Origin of the sequence: Adlercreutzia sp. DFI.6.23 (genome assembly GCF_024462535.1) — a bacterium.
GTDB classification, from domain to species: Bacteria; Actinomycetota; Coriobacteriia; order Coriobacteriales; family Eggerthellaceae; genus Adlercreutzia; species Adlercreutzia rubneri.
Genome location: NZ_JANGBP010000009.1, coordinates 1 through 17,097, shown reverse-complemented (window position 1 = coordinate 17,097; position 17,097 = coordinate 1). Strand labels below are relative to the sequence as shown.

The window sequence follows — 17,097 nt, the reverse complement described above, 5'->3', positions numbered from 1 at the left end:
TGGTCCTTCTCTCTATCGTTTAAGCCTCGACGATGGTGGCCGTGGAAACCACGCCCTCGTCGATGGCCTTCTGGGCAATATCCTCCCAATCGATGAACTTGATGGCGCCGTTGGGGCACTGCTCGGCACAGCGACCGCAGGAGATGCACTTGGTCGACGTGCCGGTCTGGGCGTTGATGTGGGGCATGTTCCAAGGGCAGGCGGCAGAGCACATGCCACAGCCGATGCACACGTCCTCGTCGACAACGCGAGCGCCGGTCTCCTCATCGGAGTGGATGGCATGGACGGGGCAGTACTTGGCGCACTGCGGATCGACGCACTGCTTGCAGGAGGCGACCGTGAACTGGCAGTTGCCGAAGATGCCGTCGTTGGTATCGACGCCGGAGCCGAAATTGTAGTTGTCCCACACGCGCACGCGGGCGATGGACTGCTGGGTCGCGCCGTCGTTCTTCAGGGTGCACATCATCTCGCAGCGCTGGCAGCCGGAGCAGCGAGCGCGGTCGGTGACGATCATTTTCGTAGGAGTGGTGCGCAGCTCGATGCGGCCCGAGGCAATGGAGGCGGTGGTCACGCCCCAGGAGGCGAGCACGCCGCCGACCACCAGGCCGGCAACGCCGCAACCAGTCATGGCGAGCACGGTGCGACGGGTAAAGAAGGGCTGCTTCTTCTCGGAGGCCGGCGCAGAGCCGGGCTCGGTAGCGGACACCGGAGCCGCGGGCGGCTGCTCGGTGGCCACGGTTTCATTTTTCTGGGTGTCAGACATTTGAACTCCCCCTTGTAACTTCATGCTTGTCTCAGAGAGAACTCAAGATCGCGACGCCACGCAACAGAGGGCATCATAGTCATGAATGAAGAAGCTGTGTACCCTCTTTGAGGGGGATTACCGAACGTTTGATTTCTCCTCACCCGGCCGTAGAGGGGCCGTCATGTTTCCGTTGAAAAAGATCCCCTCATTGAGGGGAGAGGGGTAAAATTGCCCTCCCTTATACTCGTACGCGACGATTACTCCAGATCGACGACCTAGTACCACGCAACATGAGTACACGAAGAGATTTGGAGCTTCATCATGGCTGATTCAAAATTGGATCCCAACAAGTCCTATGGCTGGACCGGCAAGATCCTCCGCGTCAACCTGACCGACAAAACCGTTTCCGTCTCGCCCACCGACCCTTATAAAGAGTATTTGGGCGGTATGGGAATAGCCAACAAGATCATGTACGACGAAGTGCCCGCCGGCACCGATCCGCTCTCCCCGGAGAACAAGATCGTGTTCGCCGTCGGCCCTCTGACCGCCACCGGTGTTCCCCTGGCGGGCCGCACCACCATCGCCTCCCTTTCCACCTATACCACCGATCATCAAGTTGTTGACGCCCACACCGGCGGCATGATCGGTGCGGCCATCAAGAAGGCCGGCTGGGATGCCATCGTCATCGAGGGCGCTTCCGACGAACCGGTTTACCTGAAGATCGACGATGACGACATTGAGATCAAGCCCGCCGATCAGGTGTGGGGCCAGGGCACCCGCGCCACCACCGAGGCGCTCTCGCGCAAGGAGGGCACCGACTTCTGCGTGGCCACCATCGGCCCTGCCGGCGAGAACCTGCTGCCTTACGCCTGCATCATCAATTCCCGCAACCATTCCGCCGGCGCTGGAGCCGCCGCCGTCATGGGCTCGAAGAAATTGAAGGCGCTCGTCGTGCGCGGTAGCCAGCCCATCTACGTGGCCGACCCGCAAGAGGTGGCCGACCTGTCCGACTACATGCTGCGCGAGATCGTCGGCTCCAACAACAACCACGTCGTACCTTCCACCCAGCAGGAGTGGGCCGAGTACTTCGACAAGGGCAGCCGCTGGACGGCCCAGAAGGGACTGACCTGGGCGCTGGCCGAAGGCGGCCCCATCGACACCGGCGAGCCGAAGCCCGGCGAGATCAACACCGTGGGCTACCGCTGCATGAAGGCCTTCAAAGACGAAGGCCCAGAGGCCGAGAAGTACACCATCAAGATGGACGGCTGCCACAGTTGCCCCATCCATTGCTACTCCGACTTGCGCGTGCCGGCCTCGGCGGCCAACGGCGGCTACGAGATCACGGGCAACACCTGCGTGCCGAACTTCCCGTTCACCAACTACATGATCAAGATTTTAGGCGACAACACTTCCGTTGAAGCCGGCAGTGAAGACGCCCTCATCTGGGATCAGGTATTCGGCTCCACCATGGACGATTTGGGCCTGTGGTGCAACTACGGGCAGATCTACCGCGACATCGCCCACTGCTATGCTACGGGCCTGCTCCAGAAGGTGCTGCCCCCCGAGGAGTACGCGGAAATCAATTGGGAGGGCTTCAAGAATAACGACCCCTCCATGGTGCCGCCCCTTCTGGCGAAGATCGCCGCCAACGACTCGGAGATCGCCTACATCGGCCACGGCCCCATCGTCTGGACCGAGCGTTGGAACGATCCAGACTGGTGGAACACCCCCGCTTCCACGCTCATCAACGTGCGCGGCTGGCCGGTGCACCATGCCCATGAGTGCTTCGGACAGGTGGGCCTGCTCTATAACATGGTCTTCAACCGCGACGACATGATCCACTCTGCCGTGAACTTCCAGGGCTGCGGCTTGCCCTTCGAGCTTAAGCAGCAGATCGCGGCCGAAGTGTGGGGCGACGCGAGCGCCATCGATCCGGACAAGAACTACACCCCCATGAATGAGTATAAAGCGAACTTCGCCTGGTGGTCCATCGTCACCGACGTGCTGCACGACTCGCTCACGCTGTGCAACTGGGTATGGCCCATGACGATGAGCCCCACGAAGGCTCGCGACTATCGCGGCGACCTGGATCTGGAGGCCAAATTCATGAAGGCCGTCACCGGCGAAGACGTGACGACGGAAGACCTGTACAAGATGGGTGCGAAAATCACCACGCTGCAGAGAGCCAACACCGCGCGCGGCATGGTGGGTGCCAACGGGCAAATGGGTACCAATGACTTCCGCAACGTGCACGACGTCGTTACCGAGTGGCCCTTCACCATGGATCCGGACATCGAGGTGTTCACCGAGGGCACCAACAAGATGGACAAAGAGGATTTCCAAACGGCCCTCACCATGATGTACGAATGCTTTGGCTGGGATCCCGAGCTGGGCTGCCCGACGGCCGAGTGCCTGGACTACTACGACATGCCCGACGTGAAGGAAGACCTCGCCGCCCTCGGCCTGCTTCCCGACGCCTAGGGAGATGCGCAGAGCGAAACCAATCTGCGCTGAAGGCTGATCCGTAGGGGGCGACCTCGGTCGCCCCTCCCAAGCGGCATCACCTCACCTGATAGCCGACCCCTTCTAACGCGAGCTCCGAAGGAGCTCCCCCTTCGTGAAAGGAGCCCCCGCAAACCGGTTGCGGGGGCTCCTTTTTTGCACGCACCCGTAGCACGAGGCGTGTTTTTGCCATCAGAGAAGAGCGCCTACGACATTTTTGCCTCTCGGGCTGCGGGTCGTCTTCGCCCGAACAACAAGCCCGATGCCCTGAACAGGTATTTCTTGTTCTTTTGGAAAGTTAGTCGCCTAAAACACCGCAGCCCGACCCACAAAAATGTCCAACTCATCTGAAAAGCGCGACAAAAATACGGGTCGAGCTACGGTTTCGACAGCGCAGCTCACAGACTGAACCGCCGAGGCTTGGGCAGGCAAGTCTTACACGTTGCGAATGCGCTCGACGGCGTCCCACTCGGCGAGGGCCTGGGCGCGGCGAGGAGTCAAATACGTCGTGGAATAGAAGTAGACGTCGCCGTTGGAAGCCTCCACGCGCTCGATGTCGTCGGCGCGACCCTGCGCGCGGGCCTCAGCGAAGGCCGCCTCCACCGCTTCGGCCTTCATGCGAAACGGGTCGTTGGCCAAGCTCTCCCGCGCCATGGGGCGGGGGTAGACCGACGACTCCTCGCGCACGCATTCGATGAAGGTGGCCACGGGGTCGTCCTCAGCGGCGAGGAACGCCCAGCGGGCGTAGGCGTCGGTCATGGCCGAATCGTCGTAGAGGTAGTAGCTCTCGGCACCCATGAGCAGGCGGATGTGCGCGAACTCGGGATGCGGGTCTTCCTCGGGAATCTGGTTGGAAGTCTCCTGGGGCGGGGCTGGCGGGTACCCTGATTCGCTCAAACAGTCCTCGCTCTGCGAAACAGCCCACTGGGCTGTTTCGTTCGCTGCGGAACTCGCTCGGTCAGGGCACCCGCCAGCCCCTCGGACGTCTTCTTCTGTCGCGGAGCTCGCCCGATCGACGCACTCAGCCTCTCCGCTCGGCTTCGCCTTCGCCGATCGCTCCGTCCCAACCTCTGCCGCATCCGCTGAGACGGCTTTGCGTTTGAAGGGGGATGCGCCCACGGGGCGGCCGTTGGAGGAGGAGAAGGCGGACTTCACGTGCTTGTTGGCGGCGCGGCGAGGTGCGCCTCCGGCATCGGGGCCCTCCACGTCGCCCGCATCGCGCGAGCCGTTGGGATCGCCGAATTCCATAAGCGCATCGTAGACGGCCATTTCCAAGTCTTCGGGCATCATCGACGGGGGCACCAGACCGGCAGCCTCCCATTCGCAGGGACACGATAGGAGGCTTTCCCGCGAGGCCGCGCGCACCACGTCAAGCACTGCCAGAATGGCCTCCCGACGCGCCTGCTCGGGGTCGAGGGCGTCATCTGCGACCTCACCATCGGCCGCTGCACCCGCAGTGGCCAGAGCCTCGCCATGGGGCAGCGCGTCGGCGATGTCCTCGCCGGCCGCCTGGGCGCGGGCCAACTCAATCACCGCAGCGCGGATCTCGTCTTCCTCGCGCACGGCTACTCACCGTCCATGGCCGCCACAAACAGGTCGGTGCGCGTATCGCGCAGCGAGCAGTGCTCGCACATCAGGCAGGCGACACTGTAGGAGTCGCAGGGCACCACCGCATCAAGCTCGGCCAGACCGGCCCCCTCCCGTGCGAGGAAGTCGCCGATGAGCGCTCGCACCGCCTCCACGGAGAACGTCAGTGTGTTCGCCTTTCCAGCGGGAACGCCGCCCACGGCCTCCCGCACATCCTCGATCGTGAGAGCCAGCGCCTCGTCGAAGGTGCGCCCCTCGATCATCGAGCAGGTGGCGCTCGCACACCCCGTCATCGCCAGGCATCCGCGCGTCTTGAAGCCGGCGGCCTCGATGACGCGCGTCTCGGGATTGATGCGTCCGAACAAGCGGAACGCCACCTCGCCGCGCTTCGACTTACCGACCATCGCCTGGGCGTTCATCCCCTCGGGGCGACCGCCGTTGTGGTAGTCGGCCACAATGGCCAGAAGCTTGTCCGAGTATCCGGCCACTTCGTCGTCCACTTCGGTTTGGTACACATCGGCCGTGCGCAGCAGCACTTTCTGCTTCGGCTCGTGGTATATGTCGCGACCCTCGCTCATGGGCTCCTCCTCTTCTTCGATTGTCCACCTGCAAGATTACCAGAACCTCCGCTGCGCCCCTCCCCTTTTTCAGGCGATGTCAGATTGCGGAAACGTAACGGCTCCCTCGGCAGATTCGCCGCAGCCAAGATTCCCCGCGCACAAGTCGGAAAAAGAGCTATGATGGGGAATCGCGGGAAAGCCATGATGGAACATGCATCGGGCGAAAGGGGGATTCATGAGCGTTGTCGTGAGCGGACTTCTAAGCCGCGCGAAGGCCTTTTGGCCCATGCTCGCAGGCATCATCTGCGCACGCACGGCTCTCATCGTGGCGTGCTACGGCAGCTACGCCTCCACTGACGACGGCATCTTCACCGACGGCTCCATGTTTGTCACCTGCGCGCTCTTCATCGTGGCGCTGCTCATCTTCTCGCGATCTCGCCGCGAGCTCGGCGCTACCGCCGTGCAATGGATCATGGTAGGGAGCATCATCGTCGCTGCTGGAGCCTCCATGGCCCTCTCCCTGCTCGACAGCGCCGATCAAGCCCTTGTGGCCACGGCTTTTGCCCTCAGCATTGCAAGCACCCTGGCCCTGTCGCTGTGCATGTTCTACTGGCTGCGCTGCCTGCGCGGCACCGACGAAGTGACGGCCGCCCTGTTCGTGTTCTCGGCTTTCTTCATCAGCGTCGGCATCGTTTACCTACTTTCGTTTCTGCCCACCCGAGCGCAGAACATCATCGGCATGGCGCTCATCGTGGCCCAGTTCGCCTTCCTCGGCCCGGCCGGCCTGCGCGCCGAGCATCCCACGGAGCGGCCGCACCGTCGGGCCCGCACCTTCTTCACGTTCGCCCGCAGCAACATCCAGGACTCCCGATTCCTCGCCGCCTGCGCGGTCGGTATGGCGCTTCTGGGATTCGTCGACGGCTTTCTCCGCGGCTATCCCGACGGCTTGCCCATCCCCTTCACCTGGAGCTCGCGGCTGGCCTACGCCTTGTGCGCCATGCTGATATGCGCCCTGCTCATGCTTCTCGTCGTGCGCCGCCGCGAACGCGTCATGACCGTGGACGCGTTTATCACCATGGCGCTTTTGGCCTCCCTCAGCCTCGTCCTGTTCGGCGCCTTCCCCTACCACTGGGAGATCAGGGCCGTGGCCGTCAACACGCTGAACATCGTCATCTGCGCCTACTGCTGGTACGTCATCATCGCCTTCACCAGCTTCGGAACCCGCGACCCCTATGTTTACGCCATGGGCGGCTGGGTAATCTGCTTCGGCTCACGCTCCCTCGCCCGCATGCTGCTGTACTTCACCTACCCGTTGGCCGGCAACGATCTGCTCATCAACTCGCTTCTCGGGGCTCTTGTCCTCATTTCCACCCAAGTGGTTCTCGTGCAGTTCATGCACGCCGAGCGCGGAGAATCGTCTGCGGAAGCCGATCGCCTGGAGGCCGAGAACGAGCGAGTCATGCGCCAGGCCGAAGCCGATGCGGCCGAGTCGGCGGCGGCGCTGGCGGAAGCTGAGCAAACGCTACAGAGCGTCGTATTCAACGCCGCGAGACGCGAGGCCACCGCCCAGCAAACAGCCTCCGAGGCTTTGAAGGCCGCCGAGGCGCGCCAGTGCATCCGCTGCAACGAGGAGTGCGCCGCTATCCGGGAGCAGCTTTTCCAGATCGACCCCGCCTCAGCCTCCCCCGGTTCCACGCCCTCGCCTTCCCCCTCGGCGACAATGCCGTCGCCTCTCGGCTCTTCGCCCTCCTCTGCCCTGGAGTCTTCCCTTGCCCCTTCCCCGTCCACCATGGGCGAGCTGTCCGATTCCATGCGCCGCAACGTTGAGCGCATGGGCGAGCACTTCCTGCTCACCAGCCGCGAGATGGACGTGCTCACCCTTTACGCGCTGGGTCACACACAGAAGAAAGTGGCCGAAGAGCTGTTCATCACCCCCGCCACCGCGCACAGCCACATCAAGCGCATCTACAGCAAGTGCGGCATGCACTCGCGCCAGGAAATCCTCGAGTACCTCAATTCTTACGGAAGCTAGGACGCCCTCATGGAAGAGAAGCAACGTTACCTGCGCTGGCTCGGCATTCTCTGCGCCATCATGGCCGCCTTCTGCCTCGGTGTCTTCGCCATCGGCTACAAAGACCCCAGCGTAGGCCGCGTGGCGACCCTCGCCGGTCTCATCGTCGCCAGCGCCGGCTTCTTCTGGCTCGCTCACCGCAAGCGTAAGTAGAGCCACTTTCTTTGGAAAATGACGAGAAGCGCACCAACCAAATTCCTAAAGCGGTCGGCTTGGATAAATCTGAGAAAACGAGGGCGCGCTATGGCTACGAACTCAATTTGGCTTCGTAGCTCTCCTTCAGGGCTTTGAATGCGGGCATCGAGCGTTCGATGGTGTCGCGGGCGATGCAGTAGGACAGGCGCACCCAGCCGCCGACGCCGAAGCTGTCCGAGGGAACGATGAGCAGCTCGTATTCCTTGGCACGATCGGAAAACGCCTGGGCGTCCTCTTCCAGGGCGCGCACCCACAGGTAGAAGGCGCCGTCCGGCTCCACGTACTCGTAGCCCAGCGCGGAAAGCCCCTCAGTCAGCAGACGGCGGTTCTCCGCGTAGGCGGCCACGTCCGACGGCTCCCCCACGCAGCGAGCCGCCACGCGCTGCAGCAGCACCGGCGCGCACACGTAGCCGAGCGCCCGTCCCGCGCCCGCCACGGCCACCGCCACCGCATCGCCGTCGTCAGCGGCATCGGACACGTACACCCACCCGATGCGCTCGCCGGGAAGCGAGAGCGCCTTGGAATAGGAGTAGCACACAATGGTCCGCGCGTAGATCGACGGCACCCAGGGCACCTCGATGCCGTAGGTGATCTCGCGATAGGGCTCGTCGCTGATGAGGTACAGCGGACGTCCCAGCGCTTCCTCGCGCTCGCGCAGCATGGCCCCCAGGGCCTCAAGGCTCTCGCGGGTGTACACGGCGCCCACCGGGTTGTTCGGCGTGTTGATGATCACGGCGCTCGTCTTCGGGCCGATGGCCGCGCGCAGCGCCTCGATGTCGGGCTGGAAGCTCGGAACCGCCGCCGGCACCTCCACGATGGTGCAGCCGGCCGCCTCGATCCACGTGCGGTATTCGGGGAAGTACGGCGACACCACGACCACCTCATCACCCGGATGGGTCACAGCGGCAATGGATGAAGCCAAAGCCGCCGCGGCGCCGGCCGTCAGGTACAAGTGACCCGGCGTGGCCGTCGTGCCGTAGCGCTCGGACAGATACGCCGCAATGGCCCCCTTCACCTCGGGCAGGCCCGCCGCTGGCGAATAGGCATGAAGGGTCACCGGATCCATATCCAGAAGCTTCAACATGGTTTCACGCACCAAGCCGGGTGCCGGCACCGAGGGGTTGCCGATCGAGAAGTCGAACACGTTCTCGGCACCGATCTCGGCCTTGCGGGCCATCCCGTAGGCGAACAGCTCGCGAATAGCGCTCGGCTCGTCGCCCAGCCCGTACATCTTCTCGTTGATCATGGCAGTCCTTTCGCACGCCCTCGCCAGCCGCCGCGCGGACTGGCCCCATCGGCCCTAAATTCCGTCGGCTCTTTCGTTCCCCCTCAGGATACTACAACGGAGCCCTCTCCCGAGCTCGCCTCCGCCGAGCCGACCACAGCGACCCCCAGCTGGACGATCTTCTCCTGCAAATCGGGATGGGCTCGGAAGGCGAAGGCGCGCCCCTCCTGCTCCCGCACCAAATACCCCTCGCGCTCAAGCCCCAGAAAATCGGCCCGGGCAGTGCCATAGGCGATGCGGAAGCTGCGCTGATGCGGCGCGATGCGCAGAAGAGCGCCCGGCTCGCGGCACAACGCCGCGAGAATGGATTTCTGCCGCGCGTTGATGTGGGACTCGAGAATACGCTCGATCTGCTCGTTGAGCTGCTCGAGATAAGTGATGGAAGCCGCCAGCCCCTCCAGCTCGCGCAGGTACAGGCGCACGTTCAGCTCAAAATAGGGCGTGAAGTCGAAGCCGAAACCGTAGTCGGTCGACCACGACTCGAACACCGCCTCGTAGCGGGCCGCATCCACCGGCGCCTCCGCCAAGGTCGGATCGAAACCCTCCGGTATCCAGCTGAGAACGGGAAAACCCCACTTCAACGCCAGAATATTCCGCAAAAGCAGTCCCACGAGCACGTTCAGGCGCGGCAGCACGTTGAAGTAGCGGAAGAACCAGCTGATGTTGAGCAGCCGCAGCACAGGGCCAAAGCGCATGTCGTCCCCTGCGGCACAAGCTCGCTGGCACACCAGATCCATCAGCACCTGGGATTCCGGAGGCGCCAAGCGCGGATCCAACGGCGCGAGCACCCGCTCGGGCAGCTCGGACAAATCGACCCCTTCGGAAAGCTCGTAGTACAGCGTCTCGATGAGCCCGTGGGTCACCGCGCGCCGCGCCAAGCTGTCGCAATCGCTCGACAGGCGGAAGTAGTTGGCCACCAGCTGATCGAGGGACGTCAGTGGCGGCGCGCCCGCGAACAGCTCGTGCACCCGCTCCTCGTCCATCGCGATGCCCTCGTCCGCCAGGCCGCGCATCAGCGTGCACTCGATAAAGCGCGTCACGAAAGGAGAGCCTTGCATATCCCTAAGCGATCGCGCCAGCGAGGAGTCCTCCTTCGAGCGCACCTCCAGCATCTCGGTGTTGAAGGACAGCGAGCTCGTGGTCACCATCCACATGTCGGCCGTGCGCTCCGGATCCTCGGGGACGAACACGGCGGCCTGCTTGCGCACAGCGAGCAGGATGCGCCAGATATCCTCCTTCGAGTAGCCCTCGGGAAGATCGTATTCGTCCAAGTCGTCAAAGAGCAGGATGCCCACGTCCACCGCCGTGCGCAGCTCGTAGAATATGGGCAGGCTCATAAAGGCCACCAGTTCGTCCACAGAGAGCCGCTTTGTCGCCTTCGTCGACCGAGGCACCGCCTCCGTCTTTCCCCGCATCGCAGACTTCCCCGCCATCGCGCCGCCTTTCCTTGAGTTCTCCCTCTTTCATTCTATCAGCTTCGGAGTCTCCTATTATCAAAAGTTGATCTTAAAGATAGTTATAACTGAGAATGTTATTATTATTTTATACCAAAGTTATTATCAGAAATTTAGATATTGATAATTGAAGAACGGGACTTTATAGTGAAATCAGCGAATACGCAAACGACCAGAGGAGGCCCATTATGGGAGACTGGCCCGTCATCATCCGCTAATTCCAGGGCGCTAACCGCCCAAATCCCCTGCGGCTGCCCTCCGCAGAACTCTCTGAGGTGAGAACCCCGCTGCGAAAGCCCTTGAAACGCAGCGGGGTTTCTTGCGTCTTGACACTTGTCAGAGCTTAAAGCCCTCGACAACGTCTATAAGCTCCTGTTGAGAATGAACCCCCAACTTCACGTAGATATTCTTGGTGTGAAAGCGAGTCGTGTTCAGCGATATGACGAGCTTCTCACGAATGACACCCACCGTGCGTCCCTGGGCCAAAAGCGCAAACACCTCTCCCTCCCTCGGCGTGAGTCCATACTCGGCGCCCACCGCTGCGCACTTCTCCTCGGTCGAGGCCACCCCAGCAAACATCCCGGACGGCATCTCCCTACCAGGTCGTGTCGCTTCCGCACCTTCGCCGCAAGCTCCATCGCGGCGCCCACGCACCTCCATCACGACCGGAGGTCGCAGAGGCTCCGGCGACCGGATGGCCCCGATAGCCTCGACGAAGCTCACATTCTTCAAAACGACGAAGCAGAACGCCACGAACACCATGGCGCTCGCGAAGCTCGTCCACACGAGCGCCTCCTCGGTCCAGCCGAGCAGCGTCATGGCGCTGTTGCCAAGCACAGCACCGACGCCCACCCCCGACCAGTACAACGCCAGCATGAGCGCCGCCGTGGGCAGCGCCGTCACACGGTTGCGCCCGGCGATGCTTCCCACGAGCAGGACAAGCAGCAGGTTGAAACAGGAGGCCCCGGCGTCAATGAGCGTGTTCGAAGCCGAGGCAACACCCCCCGACACCACCCGATCGCTCGGCTGCAGAAACATGCCGGCGATGATGAGCAAAGCGCACAGGGCAAACAGGCCGTCGGCGTTGGGCATGCGCCCCCGCGCCAGGTACATCACGAGAATCACCGCGAGCGGTATGAAGGCCACCGGCAGGGCCGGCGCGTCGTTGAAGGGGCCGGGCAGCGCTATCACGAGACCTTGGGCGATGCTGAACACGAAGATGGTCACGAACAGCAAATGGCCCGTCGGCAGAAACGACTGGGGATTCGCCACGGCCATCTCGGCCTGCGGCTCAGAACGCGCGGCCTCCTGCAGCGGACGGGCGACAAGCGGCCGCACGCAGAGGAAGAGCACCGCGAAGCAGCCGGCGTTGGCCGCCACGGCGGCCGTCGGCCCAAGCGCGCTCGCCCAGGGCTGCAGCAGGTAGGCGCACAGGCACGCCGTCATGGCCACCACGGGCCGCCGCGCCGCCTCCAACTGCGCGAAGGCCACATAGGCCAGCACGAACAGCCACGCCTCGGCAAGGGAATCCAGCAACGAGCCGGCCAGCAGTAGACCGGGGCTCGCCCAGGCGAAGCCGCAGCTGTCCAGCACAAGATAGCCCGTCACCGACACCAGGGCGATGCCGTTGAACAAGCGCGGATGCAGACATCCGGGGCGATGGCGCGCCACGACCACGAGGGCCGCGAGCACCACGACCCCGAACAGGGTCGCCCATTCGCGCACCCACGGATCAATGGACACCAAGCCCGGGTAAATGCTGCCATTGGTAGCCAGGAAGCTGAACAGGGCACAGGCGATGGCCGCGGCCACCCGCACTGAAGCCGCCATTCGGGCGTTCTCGCCCGATCTTGCAGAGGAAACCCCCGCCTCGCCTGCCGGCCGCACCTCGTCTACCATAGCACCCCTCTTTGTCGCGCGCGCTAATCTGGCCGGCCCATCCTACCACGGAAGCCCCATCTGCGCCCCACATTCTGAATGTGGGATGTCCCACCCTGCAGCTTTTCCGACGAATTGCGAAAAACCGCCCCGACGATGTGGGGCGCCATCGATGCTTGAGCTCTAAGGTAGTAGCCGGAGAGACATCCACCATGCGGTCGGCGCCCGTCGCGGGACCGGCCCCGAACGAAGGAGGGTTCACCATGACCGATTCATCCGGACTTTCCCGCCGCGGCTTTCTGCAGGCCGGCATGCTGGCCGGGGCCGGGGCGCTTGCCGCCGGGGCGCTTGCCGGCTGCGCGCCGCGCCCCCAGGAAACCCCGCATCCCGAAACCGCCTCGCAAGAGGCCCACACCTACTGGCTCGGCGAAGAGCCCGCTGTGGCCGATGCCGACATTGTGGCCACCCGCGACACCGACTTCCTCGTCATCGGCGCCGGCAACGCCGGTATGATGGCCGCCGGCACCGCGAGCGACCTCGGCCTCGACTTCATCGTAGCTGAGAAGGGCACGAGCGTGGGCGACACCCGCGAGTACGTGGGCGCCATCAACTCCAAGTACGCCCTGGAAGTGGCCGATTCAGTCGATGAGATGAAGGTGCTCAACGAGCTGACGCGCTATGCTTCGGGCCGCGTGGACCAGCGCGTCATCAAGACCTGGCTTCGCGAGGGCAAGGAGATGATCGAGTGGATCACCCCCATCATGGAGGCCAACGGAAAGACCCTCGGCGTCACCCCCATGGAGGCCGATCATCCCGCTGGCGGCACCTACTACTTCGCCCCCACCATCGAGCACTTCTTCAACCCCACTTACGAATACCCCATGCGCAACGACATCCTGGAGTGGCACATCCAGGAGGCCGGGCATGAGATCAGCTACAACTACGATCTCGTGAAGCTCGACCACGACGGCAACCGCGTCACCGGCGCCGTGTTCGCCACGCCCGAGGGCCTCGTGCGCGTAAACGCCGCCAAGGGCACGCTGCTGGCCACCGGCGGCTACGCAGCCAACCCCGAGATGATCCGCGCGAACTTGCCGCTCGTCCCTGCCTGCTGTACCGCCGCTAGCTACTCGCCGCGCTGCGACGGTTACGGCCTGCGGGCAGGGCTTTGGGCCGGTGGCATAAAGGACGTGAACGGCGCGCCAGTCATCTTCGATCGCGGCGCCGTGCCCGCCGGCGTGGACTGCGGCTATGTGACCGACGCCGATGGGCGCGAGCACTTCCCCGCCACCCACTACCAGCTCAACATCGGCAGCCAGCCCTTCCTGAAGGTGAACCGCAAGGGCGAGCGCTTCGTGAACGAAAGCCTGCCCTATGACACCCTGTGCAATGCGGCCAGCTACCAGCCCGGCGGCGTATGGTGCCAGATCTTCGACGGCAACGCCGTAGACGACATCCTGCGCTTCGGCACCACGGGCTGCGCCGCCTACACCACCGCCTTCATGCAGATGGGCATGCCGCTCGACGACTTCATCGCCATGGATGGCGGCACAGGTCTCATGCAGAAGGCCGACAGCCTGGACGAGCTGGCCGTGCTGCTCGGCTTTGAAGGCGAAGCGAAACAGCGCCTCATGGACACCATCGCTCACTACAACGACATCGTGGAGTCGGGCGTCGATACCGACTACGGCAAGGAGCCCCACCGCCTCTCGAAGATTATCGAGCCGCCCTTCTACGGCTGCTGGTTCGGGGGTGCGTTGCTTACTACCTTGGACGGCCTGCGCATCAACGAGGACATGCAGGTGCTCACCGCTGACGGCTCGGTGATCGAGGGACTCTATGCCGCCGGCGACGTGTCTGGCTGCTTCTACTCCGACAACTACTCCGAGTACATCGTGGCCTGCGCTTGCGGCCGCACCTGCACCGAGGGCCGTCATGTGGCCCGTCTGCTGGCCGGCGACCTCGCCTAGCCCCTAGCCCACCTGCTGAAAGGAGCGATTACCATGAGCGAAGAGAAGAACCCCACGACGGCCTCGGCCACCGAGCACGACCCCGTTATCGCCGGCACACCCGAGGCCGCCGGCGCCTCCCCTGCCCCCCAGCGCCATGGACGGCGCACCGCCGTGGTGGTGGCCGTGGTGGCGGCCATCCTCGTGGTGGCTGGGGTCGGCATGTGGGTCTGGCACGAGCAGCCCAGCTTCTGCGGCGCCATCTGCCACACCCCCATGGACAACTACTTGGCCACCTACGAATCCGACCTAAACAGCCCCGCCACCGACAAGTGGGGCAACGAGGTGGCCGATCCGCACACCATGCTCGCCGCCTATCACGGCAAGCTCGGCAACGACTGCATGGACTGCCACGTGCCCACGCTCAGCGAGCAGATCGGCGAGGGCGCAGCCTGGGTCGCCGGCAACTACAACTTCCCGCTCGTCGAGCGTACCGCCAGCGAGCTGACGAAGGCATCGGGCCGCGACGCCGACGAGCTGTGCCTGAACGAGGCCTGCCACAACCTCACCCGCGACGATCTGTATGAGAAGACCGCTGACATGGGCACCTATAACCCCCATTGGGCCCATCACGAAGAGCTGGAATGCACCACCTGTCACAAGGCCCATCGCGCTTCGGTCATGTACTGCACTCAGTGCCACGCCCAGGCCGAGGTGCCTGAAGGGTGGCTCTCCATGAGAGAGTCCAATGAGCTTAACGGCGTGAAAGCGTCTGCCGAAAGCTAACCGCCACACGTTGGCCAACTTCCAGAACCGATAGCGCAAAAAGGGCCTCCCGCGGGAGGCCCTTCGTTTGTCGCTGCAAGGCAGCACAAGCTTACTTCACGTCGTCCAGCTTCTTGCCGGAATGATCGTGGGTCATGCACATGGCGATGAACGCGACGACCGCGATGGCCACCATGTACCAGGCCGGCGCAATGGCGTTGCCCGTAAGGTCGATCAACCAGAACGAGATGAACGAGGCCGAGCCGCCGAAGATGGCGTTCGCCAGGTTAAACGAAAGGGCGAAGCCGGAGTAGCGCACGTCGGTCGGGAACGTCTCGGTGAGGTAGCTGGCCAGGGTGCCATCGTTGATGGTGAGCAACAGGCACATGAACAGCTCGACGATCAGAATGACCCAGAAGTTCATCGTGCCGAGCAGCATGAATGCCGGCACCGTGAACAAGATGAAGCCCACACAGGCTCCGATGAGCATCTTCTTGCGGCCCACCTTGTCGGAGATGCGGCCAGACAGGAAGATGAAGGCGATGTAGACGACGAGCACGATGGTGGTGATCGTCGACGCGTCGCTCGGCGGGTAGTTCAACGTCGTCTCCAAGTAGTTCGGAAGATACGTGAGCACCGCGTAGAAGCCCACGGCGTTCAGCACGCAGGCGCCGAACGAGATGAGCAGCACCCTGAGATGCTTGGTGAACAGCGTGCGAATGGGATGCTCCACCTTCTCGCCCATTTCCTTCATGCGCTCCTGCATCTGGGCGTACACCGGGGAATCCTCCAGATGGGTACGGATGTAGTGGGTGATGTAGCCCAAGGGAAGCGCCAGCCAGAACGGGATGCGCCAGCCCCAGTCGACGACGAAGGACGAATCGGCGCCCCAAACCGTAAACATGAACGTGGCCAGAAGCGAGCCCACGAGCAGGCCTGTTGCCGTGGAGGCCGGCACCATCGAGCAGTAGAACCCGCGATGGTTATGCGGCGCGTACTCCGCGATAAAGGTGGCAGCGCCAGCATATTCGCCCGCCGCCGAGAACGACTGCACCATGCGCAGCAGCAGAAGCAGAAGCGGGGCTCCCACGCCGATGACAGCATAGCCGGGCAAGCAGCCGATCAGGAAGGTCGCGCCGCTCATCAGCAAGATGGACACCGAAAGCGCCCATTTGCGACCCTTCTTGTCGCCCATGTTGCCCCAGAAAATCGCGCCGATGGGACGCACGAGGAACGAGAGCGCGAACACGCCGAAGGTGCTCATCACGGCCACGGCACGATCTTCCGCCGGGAAGAACACCATGGCGATAACGGTCGCCAAATAGGAGTAGCTCGCGTAGTCGAACCATTCGATGAAGTTACCGAGGAAGGAAGACCCCGTCACCTTGCGCAGAACGGCGTGCTTCTCTGCTTCGGTCGCTTCAGCGTACGTCGTTGCCGGCTGTACCGCTTCGTTGGTGCTAGATGCCATAGTAATCACCCAACCCCAAGCCCTCTGTTGTGAAAGTTCCGGTCATGGCTTCTCCTTTCAATAAGGCCCTGACTTAAGTGTTTACCTTACCATAGGAATCATTTTATGCAGACGGGAATGGCGAAATAGTTAGTCGCACAAATCCTCTTTTTCAGTCGTGACCTGGAATCATGGCCAATAGAGCAGGGAGCTTGATTCAACTTCCAGCGACAAGCGCGCAAAAAAGGAGCCCGCCGAAGCGGACTCCTTTCGCAAACGCATCGCGTGAGCTGCGAGTGGGATTTACTTCCACATCTCGGGGCGCACGAGGGTGGGATCCTCGACGCGGTTCGGGAAGTAGTCGAGGCACTCGCCCTCGCGGTAGACGTCGGCGGTGGAGCAGTGCAGGCCGCCGCCGAACGGGTAGGCGTCGCGCAGGTCGCAGGGGATGACGTTCATGCCCAGCTTGTCCATCTGCTCCTGCTGATGCACCTCGGAGGCCTCCACGATGACGGTCTTCGGGTCGAGAACCAGGCAGTTCATGGACAGCCACACGGAGGAGTAGCACAGCGCCGGCGGCTCGGTGTGCGCGGGCTGGGCGGCCTCGACGATCTGCCAGTCGTTGGCCTCGAAGATGGCGCGCTGCGGCTCGGGCA

At 63.2% G+C, this 17,097-nt stretch carries 12 protein-coding genes and 1 pseudogene; 5 read left to right on the top strand and 8 right to left on the bottom strand.

The annotated features are described in order from the left end of the window. Positions 1-19 precede the first annotated feature (19 nt). A complete protein-coding gene (locus NE591_RS09245) occupies positions 20-763 on the bottom strand; it encodes a 4Fe-4S binding protein (RefSeq protein ID WP_227070511.1) in 744 nt (247 codons plus the stop codon). Positions 764-1,066: 303 nt separating this feature from the next. Here NE591_RS09245 and NE591_RS09240 point away from each other — a divergent pair, with 303 nt between their 5' ends. Beyond that, a complete protein-coding gene (locus tag NE591_RS09240; RefSeq protein WP_022739251.1) occupies positions 1,067-3,226 on the top strand; it encodes an aldehyde ferredoxin oxidoreductase in 2,160 nt (719 codons plus the stop codon). Positions 3,227-3,682: 456 nt separating this feature from the next. Here the strand turns inward: NE591_RS09240 and NE591_RS09235 are convergent, their stop codons facing one another. Continuing rightward, positions 3,683-4,810 carry a hypothetical protein gene (locus NE591_RS09235; protein ID WP_256156614.1) on the bottom strand — a complete coding sequence of 376 codons (1,128 nt, stop codon included), beginning with the start codon at positions 4,808-4,810 and terminating at the stop codon, positions 3,683-3,685. Between the two features lie 2 nt (positions 4,811-4,812). Continuing rightward, complete coding sequence (locus tag NE591_RS09230; RefSeq protein ID WP_114548661.1) at positions 4,813-5,412, bottom strand: iron-sulfur cluster assembly scaffold protein; 600 nt, start codon at positions 5,410-5,412, stop codon at positions 4,813-4,815. A 217-nt stretch (positions 5,413-5,629) separates the two neighbouring features. Between NE591_RS09230 and NE591_RS09225 the strand changes: the two genes are divergently transcribed. Beyond that, on the top strand, positions 5,630-7,426 hold the full coding sequence (locus NE591_RS09225; RefSeq protein WP_256156613.1) for a LuxR C-terminal-related transcriptional regulator: 1,797 nt from the start codon (positions 5,630-5,632) through the stop codon (positions 7,424-7,426). 9 nt (positions 7,427-7,435) lie between these two features. Then, on the top strand, positions 7,436-7,618 hold the full coding sequence (locus tag NE591_RS09220; protein WP_223900529.1) for a hypothetical protein: 183 nt from the start codon (positions 7,436-7,438) through the stop codon (positions 7,616-7,618). A gap of 94 nt (positions 7,619-7,712) precedes the next feature. Here the strand turns inward: NE591_RS09220 and NE591_RS09215 are convergent, their stop codons facing one another. The 3 genes from NE591_RS09215 to NE591_RS09205 form a co-directional block, all read right to left on the bottom strand. Continuing rightward, positions 7,713-8,906 (bottom strand): pyridoxal phosphate-dependent aminotransferase, encoded by a 1,194-nt coding sequence (locus NE591_RS09215; protein WP_256156612.1) that lies wholly within the window; start codon positions 8,904-8,906, stop codon positions 7,713-7,715. Between the two features lie 83 nt (positions 8,907-8,989). Further along, the gene (locus NE591_RS09210) at positions 8,990-10,303 is read right to left on the bottom strand and encodes a hypothetical protein (RefSeq protein WP_256156611.1); all 1,314 of its coding nucleotides are present in this window, start codon (positions 10,301-10,303) and stop codon (positions 8,990-8,992) included. 432 nt (positions 10,304-10,735) lie between these two features. Continuing rightward, the gene (locus tag NE591_RS09205) at positions 10,736-12,298 is read right to left on the bottom strand and encodes a helix-turn-helix transcriptional regulator (protein ID WP_256156610.1); all 1,563 of its coding nucleotides are present in this window, start codon (positions 12,296-12,298) and stop codon (positions 10,736-10,738) included. A 242-nt stretch (positions 12,299-12,540) separates the two neighbouring features. Here NE591_RS09205 and NE591_RS09200 point away from each other — a divergent pair, with 242 nt between their 5' ends. Beyond that, positions 12,541-14,247, top strand: a complete 1,707-nt coding sequence (locus NE591_RS09200) for an FAD-binding protein (protein ID WP_256156609.1) — start codon at positions 12,541-12,543, stop codon at positions 14,245-14,247. Positions 14,248-14,280: 33 nt separating this feature from the next. Further along, positions 14,281-15,012 carry a cytochrome c3 family protein gene (locus NE591_RS09195; RefSeq protein ID WP_256156608.1) on the top strand — a complete coding sequence of 244 codons (732 nt, stop codon included), beginning with the start codon at positions 14,281-14,283 and terminating at the stop codon, positions 15,010-15,012. 91 nt (positions 15,013-15,103) lie between these two features. Here NE591_RS09195 and NE591_RS09190 read toward each other — a convergent pair whose 3' ends face one another. Then, positions 15,104-16,462 (bottom strand): MFS transporter, encoded by a 1,359-nt coding sequence (locus NE591_RS09190; RefSeq protein WP_041714334.1) that lies wholly within the window; start codon positions 16,460-16,462, stop codon positions 15,104-15,106. Positions 16,463-16,744: 282 nt separating this feature from the next. Continuing rightward, positions 16,745-17,097, bottom strand: a pseudogene (locus NE591_RS09185) (serine/threonine protein kinase); the annotation flags it as partial.

What these genes read in the sequence shown, in the direction of transcription:
- NE591_RS09230 (WP_114548661.1), bottom strand. Translation starts at nt 5,412, where the DNA reads ATGAGCGAGGGTCGCGACATATACCACGAGCCGAAGCAGAAAGTGCTG.
- NE591_RS09205 (WP_256156610.1), bottom strand. Translation starts at nt 12,298, where the DNA reads ATGGTAGACGAGGTGCGGCCGGCAGGCGAGGCGGGGGTTTCCTCTGCA.
- NE591_RS09200 (WP_256156609.1), top strand. Translation starts at nt 12,541, where the DNA reads ATGACCGATTCATCCGGACTTTCCCGCCGCGGCTTTCTGCAGGCCGGC.
- NE591_RS09215 (WP_256156612.1), bottom strand. Translation starts at nt 8,906, where the DNA reads ATGATCAACGAGAAGATGTACGGGCTGGGCGACGAGCCGAGCGCTATT.
- NE591_RS09190 (WP_041714334.1), bottom strand. Translation starts at nt 16,462, where the DNA reads ATGGCATCTAGCACCAACGAAGCGGTACAGCCGGCAACGACGTACGCT.
- NE591_RS09225 (WP_256156613.1), top strand. Translation starts at nt 5,630, where the DNA reads ATGAGCGTTGTCGTGAGCGGACTTCTAAGCCGCGCGAAGGCCTTTTGG.
- NE591_RS09240 (WP_022739251.1), top strand. Translation starts at nt 1,067, where the DNA reads ATGGCTGATTCAAAATTGGATCCCAACAAGTCCTATGGCTGGACCGGC.
- NE591_RS09220 (WP_223900529.1), top strand. Translation starts at nt 7,436, where the DNA reads ATGGAAGAGAAGCAACGTTACCTGCGCTGGCTCGGCATTCTCTGCGCC.
- NE591_RS09195 (WP_256156608.1), top strand. Translation starts at nt 14,281, where the DNA reads ATGAGCGAAGAGAAGAACCCCACGACGGCCTCGGCCACCGAGCACGAC.
- NE591_RS09245 (WP_227070511.1), bottom strand. Translation starts at nt 763, where the DNA reads ATGTCTGACACCCAGAAAAATGAAACCGTGGCCACCGAGCAGCCGCCC.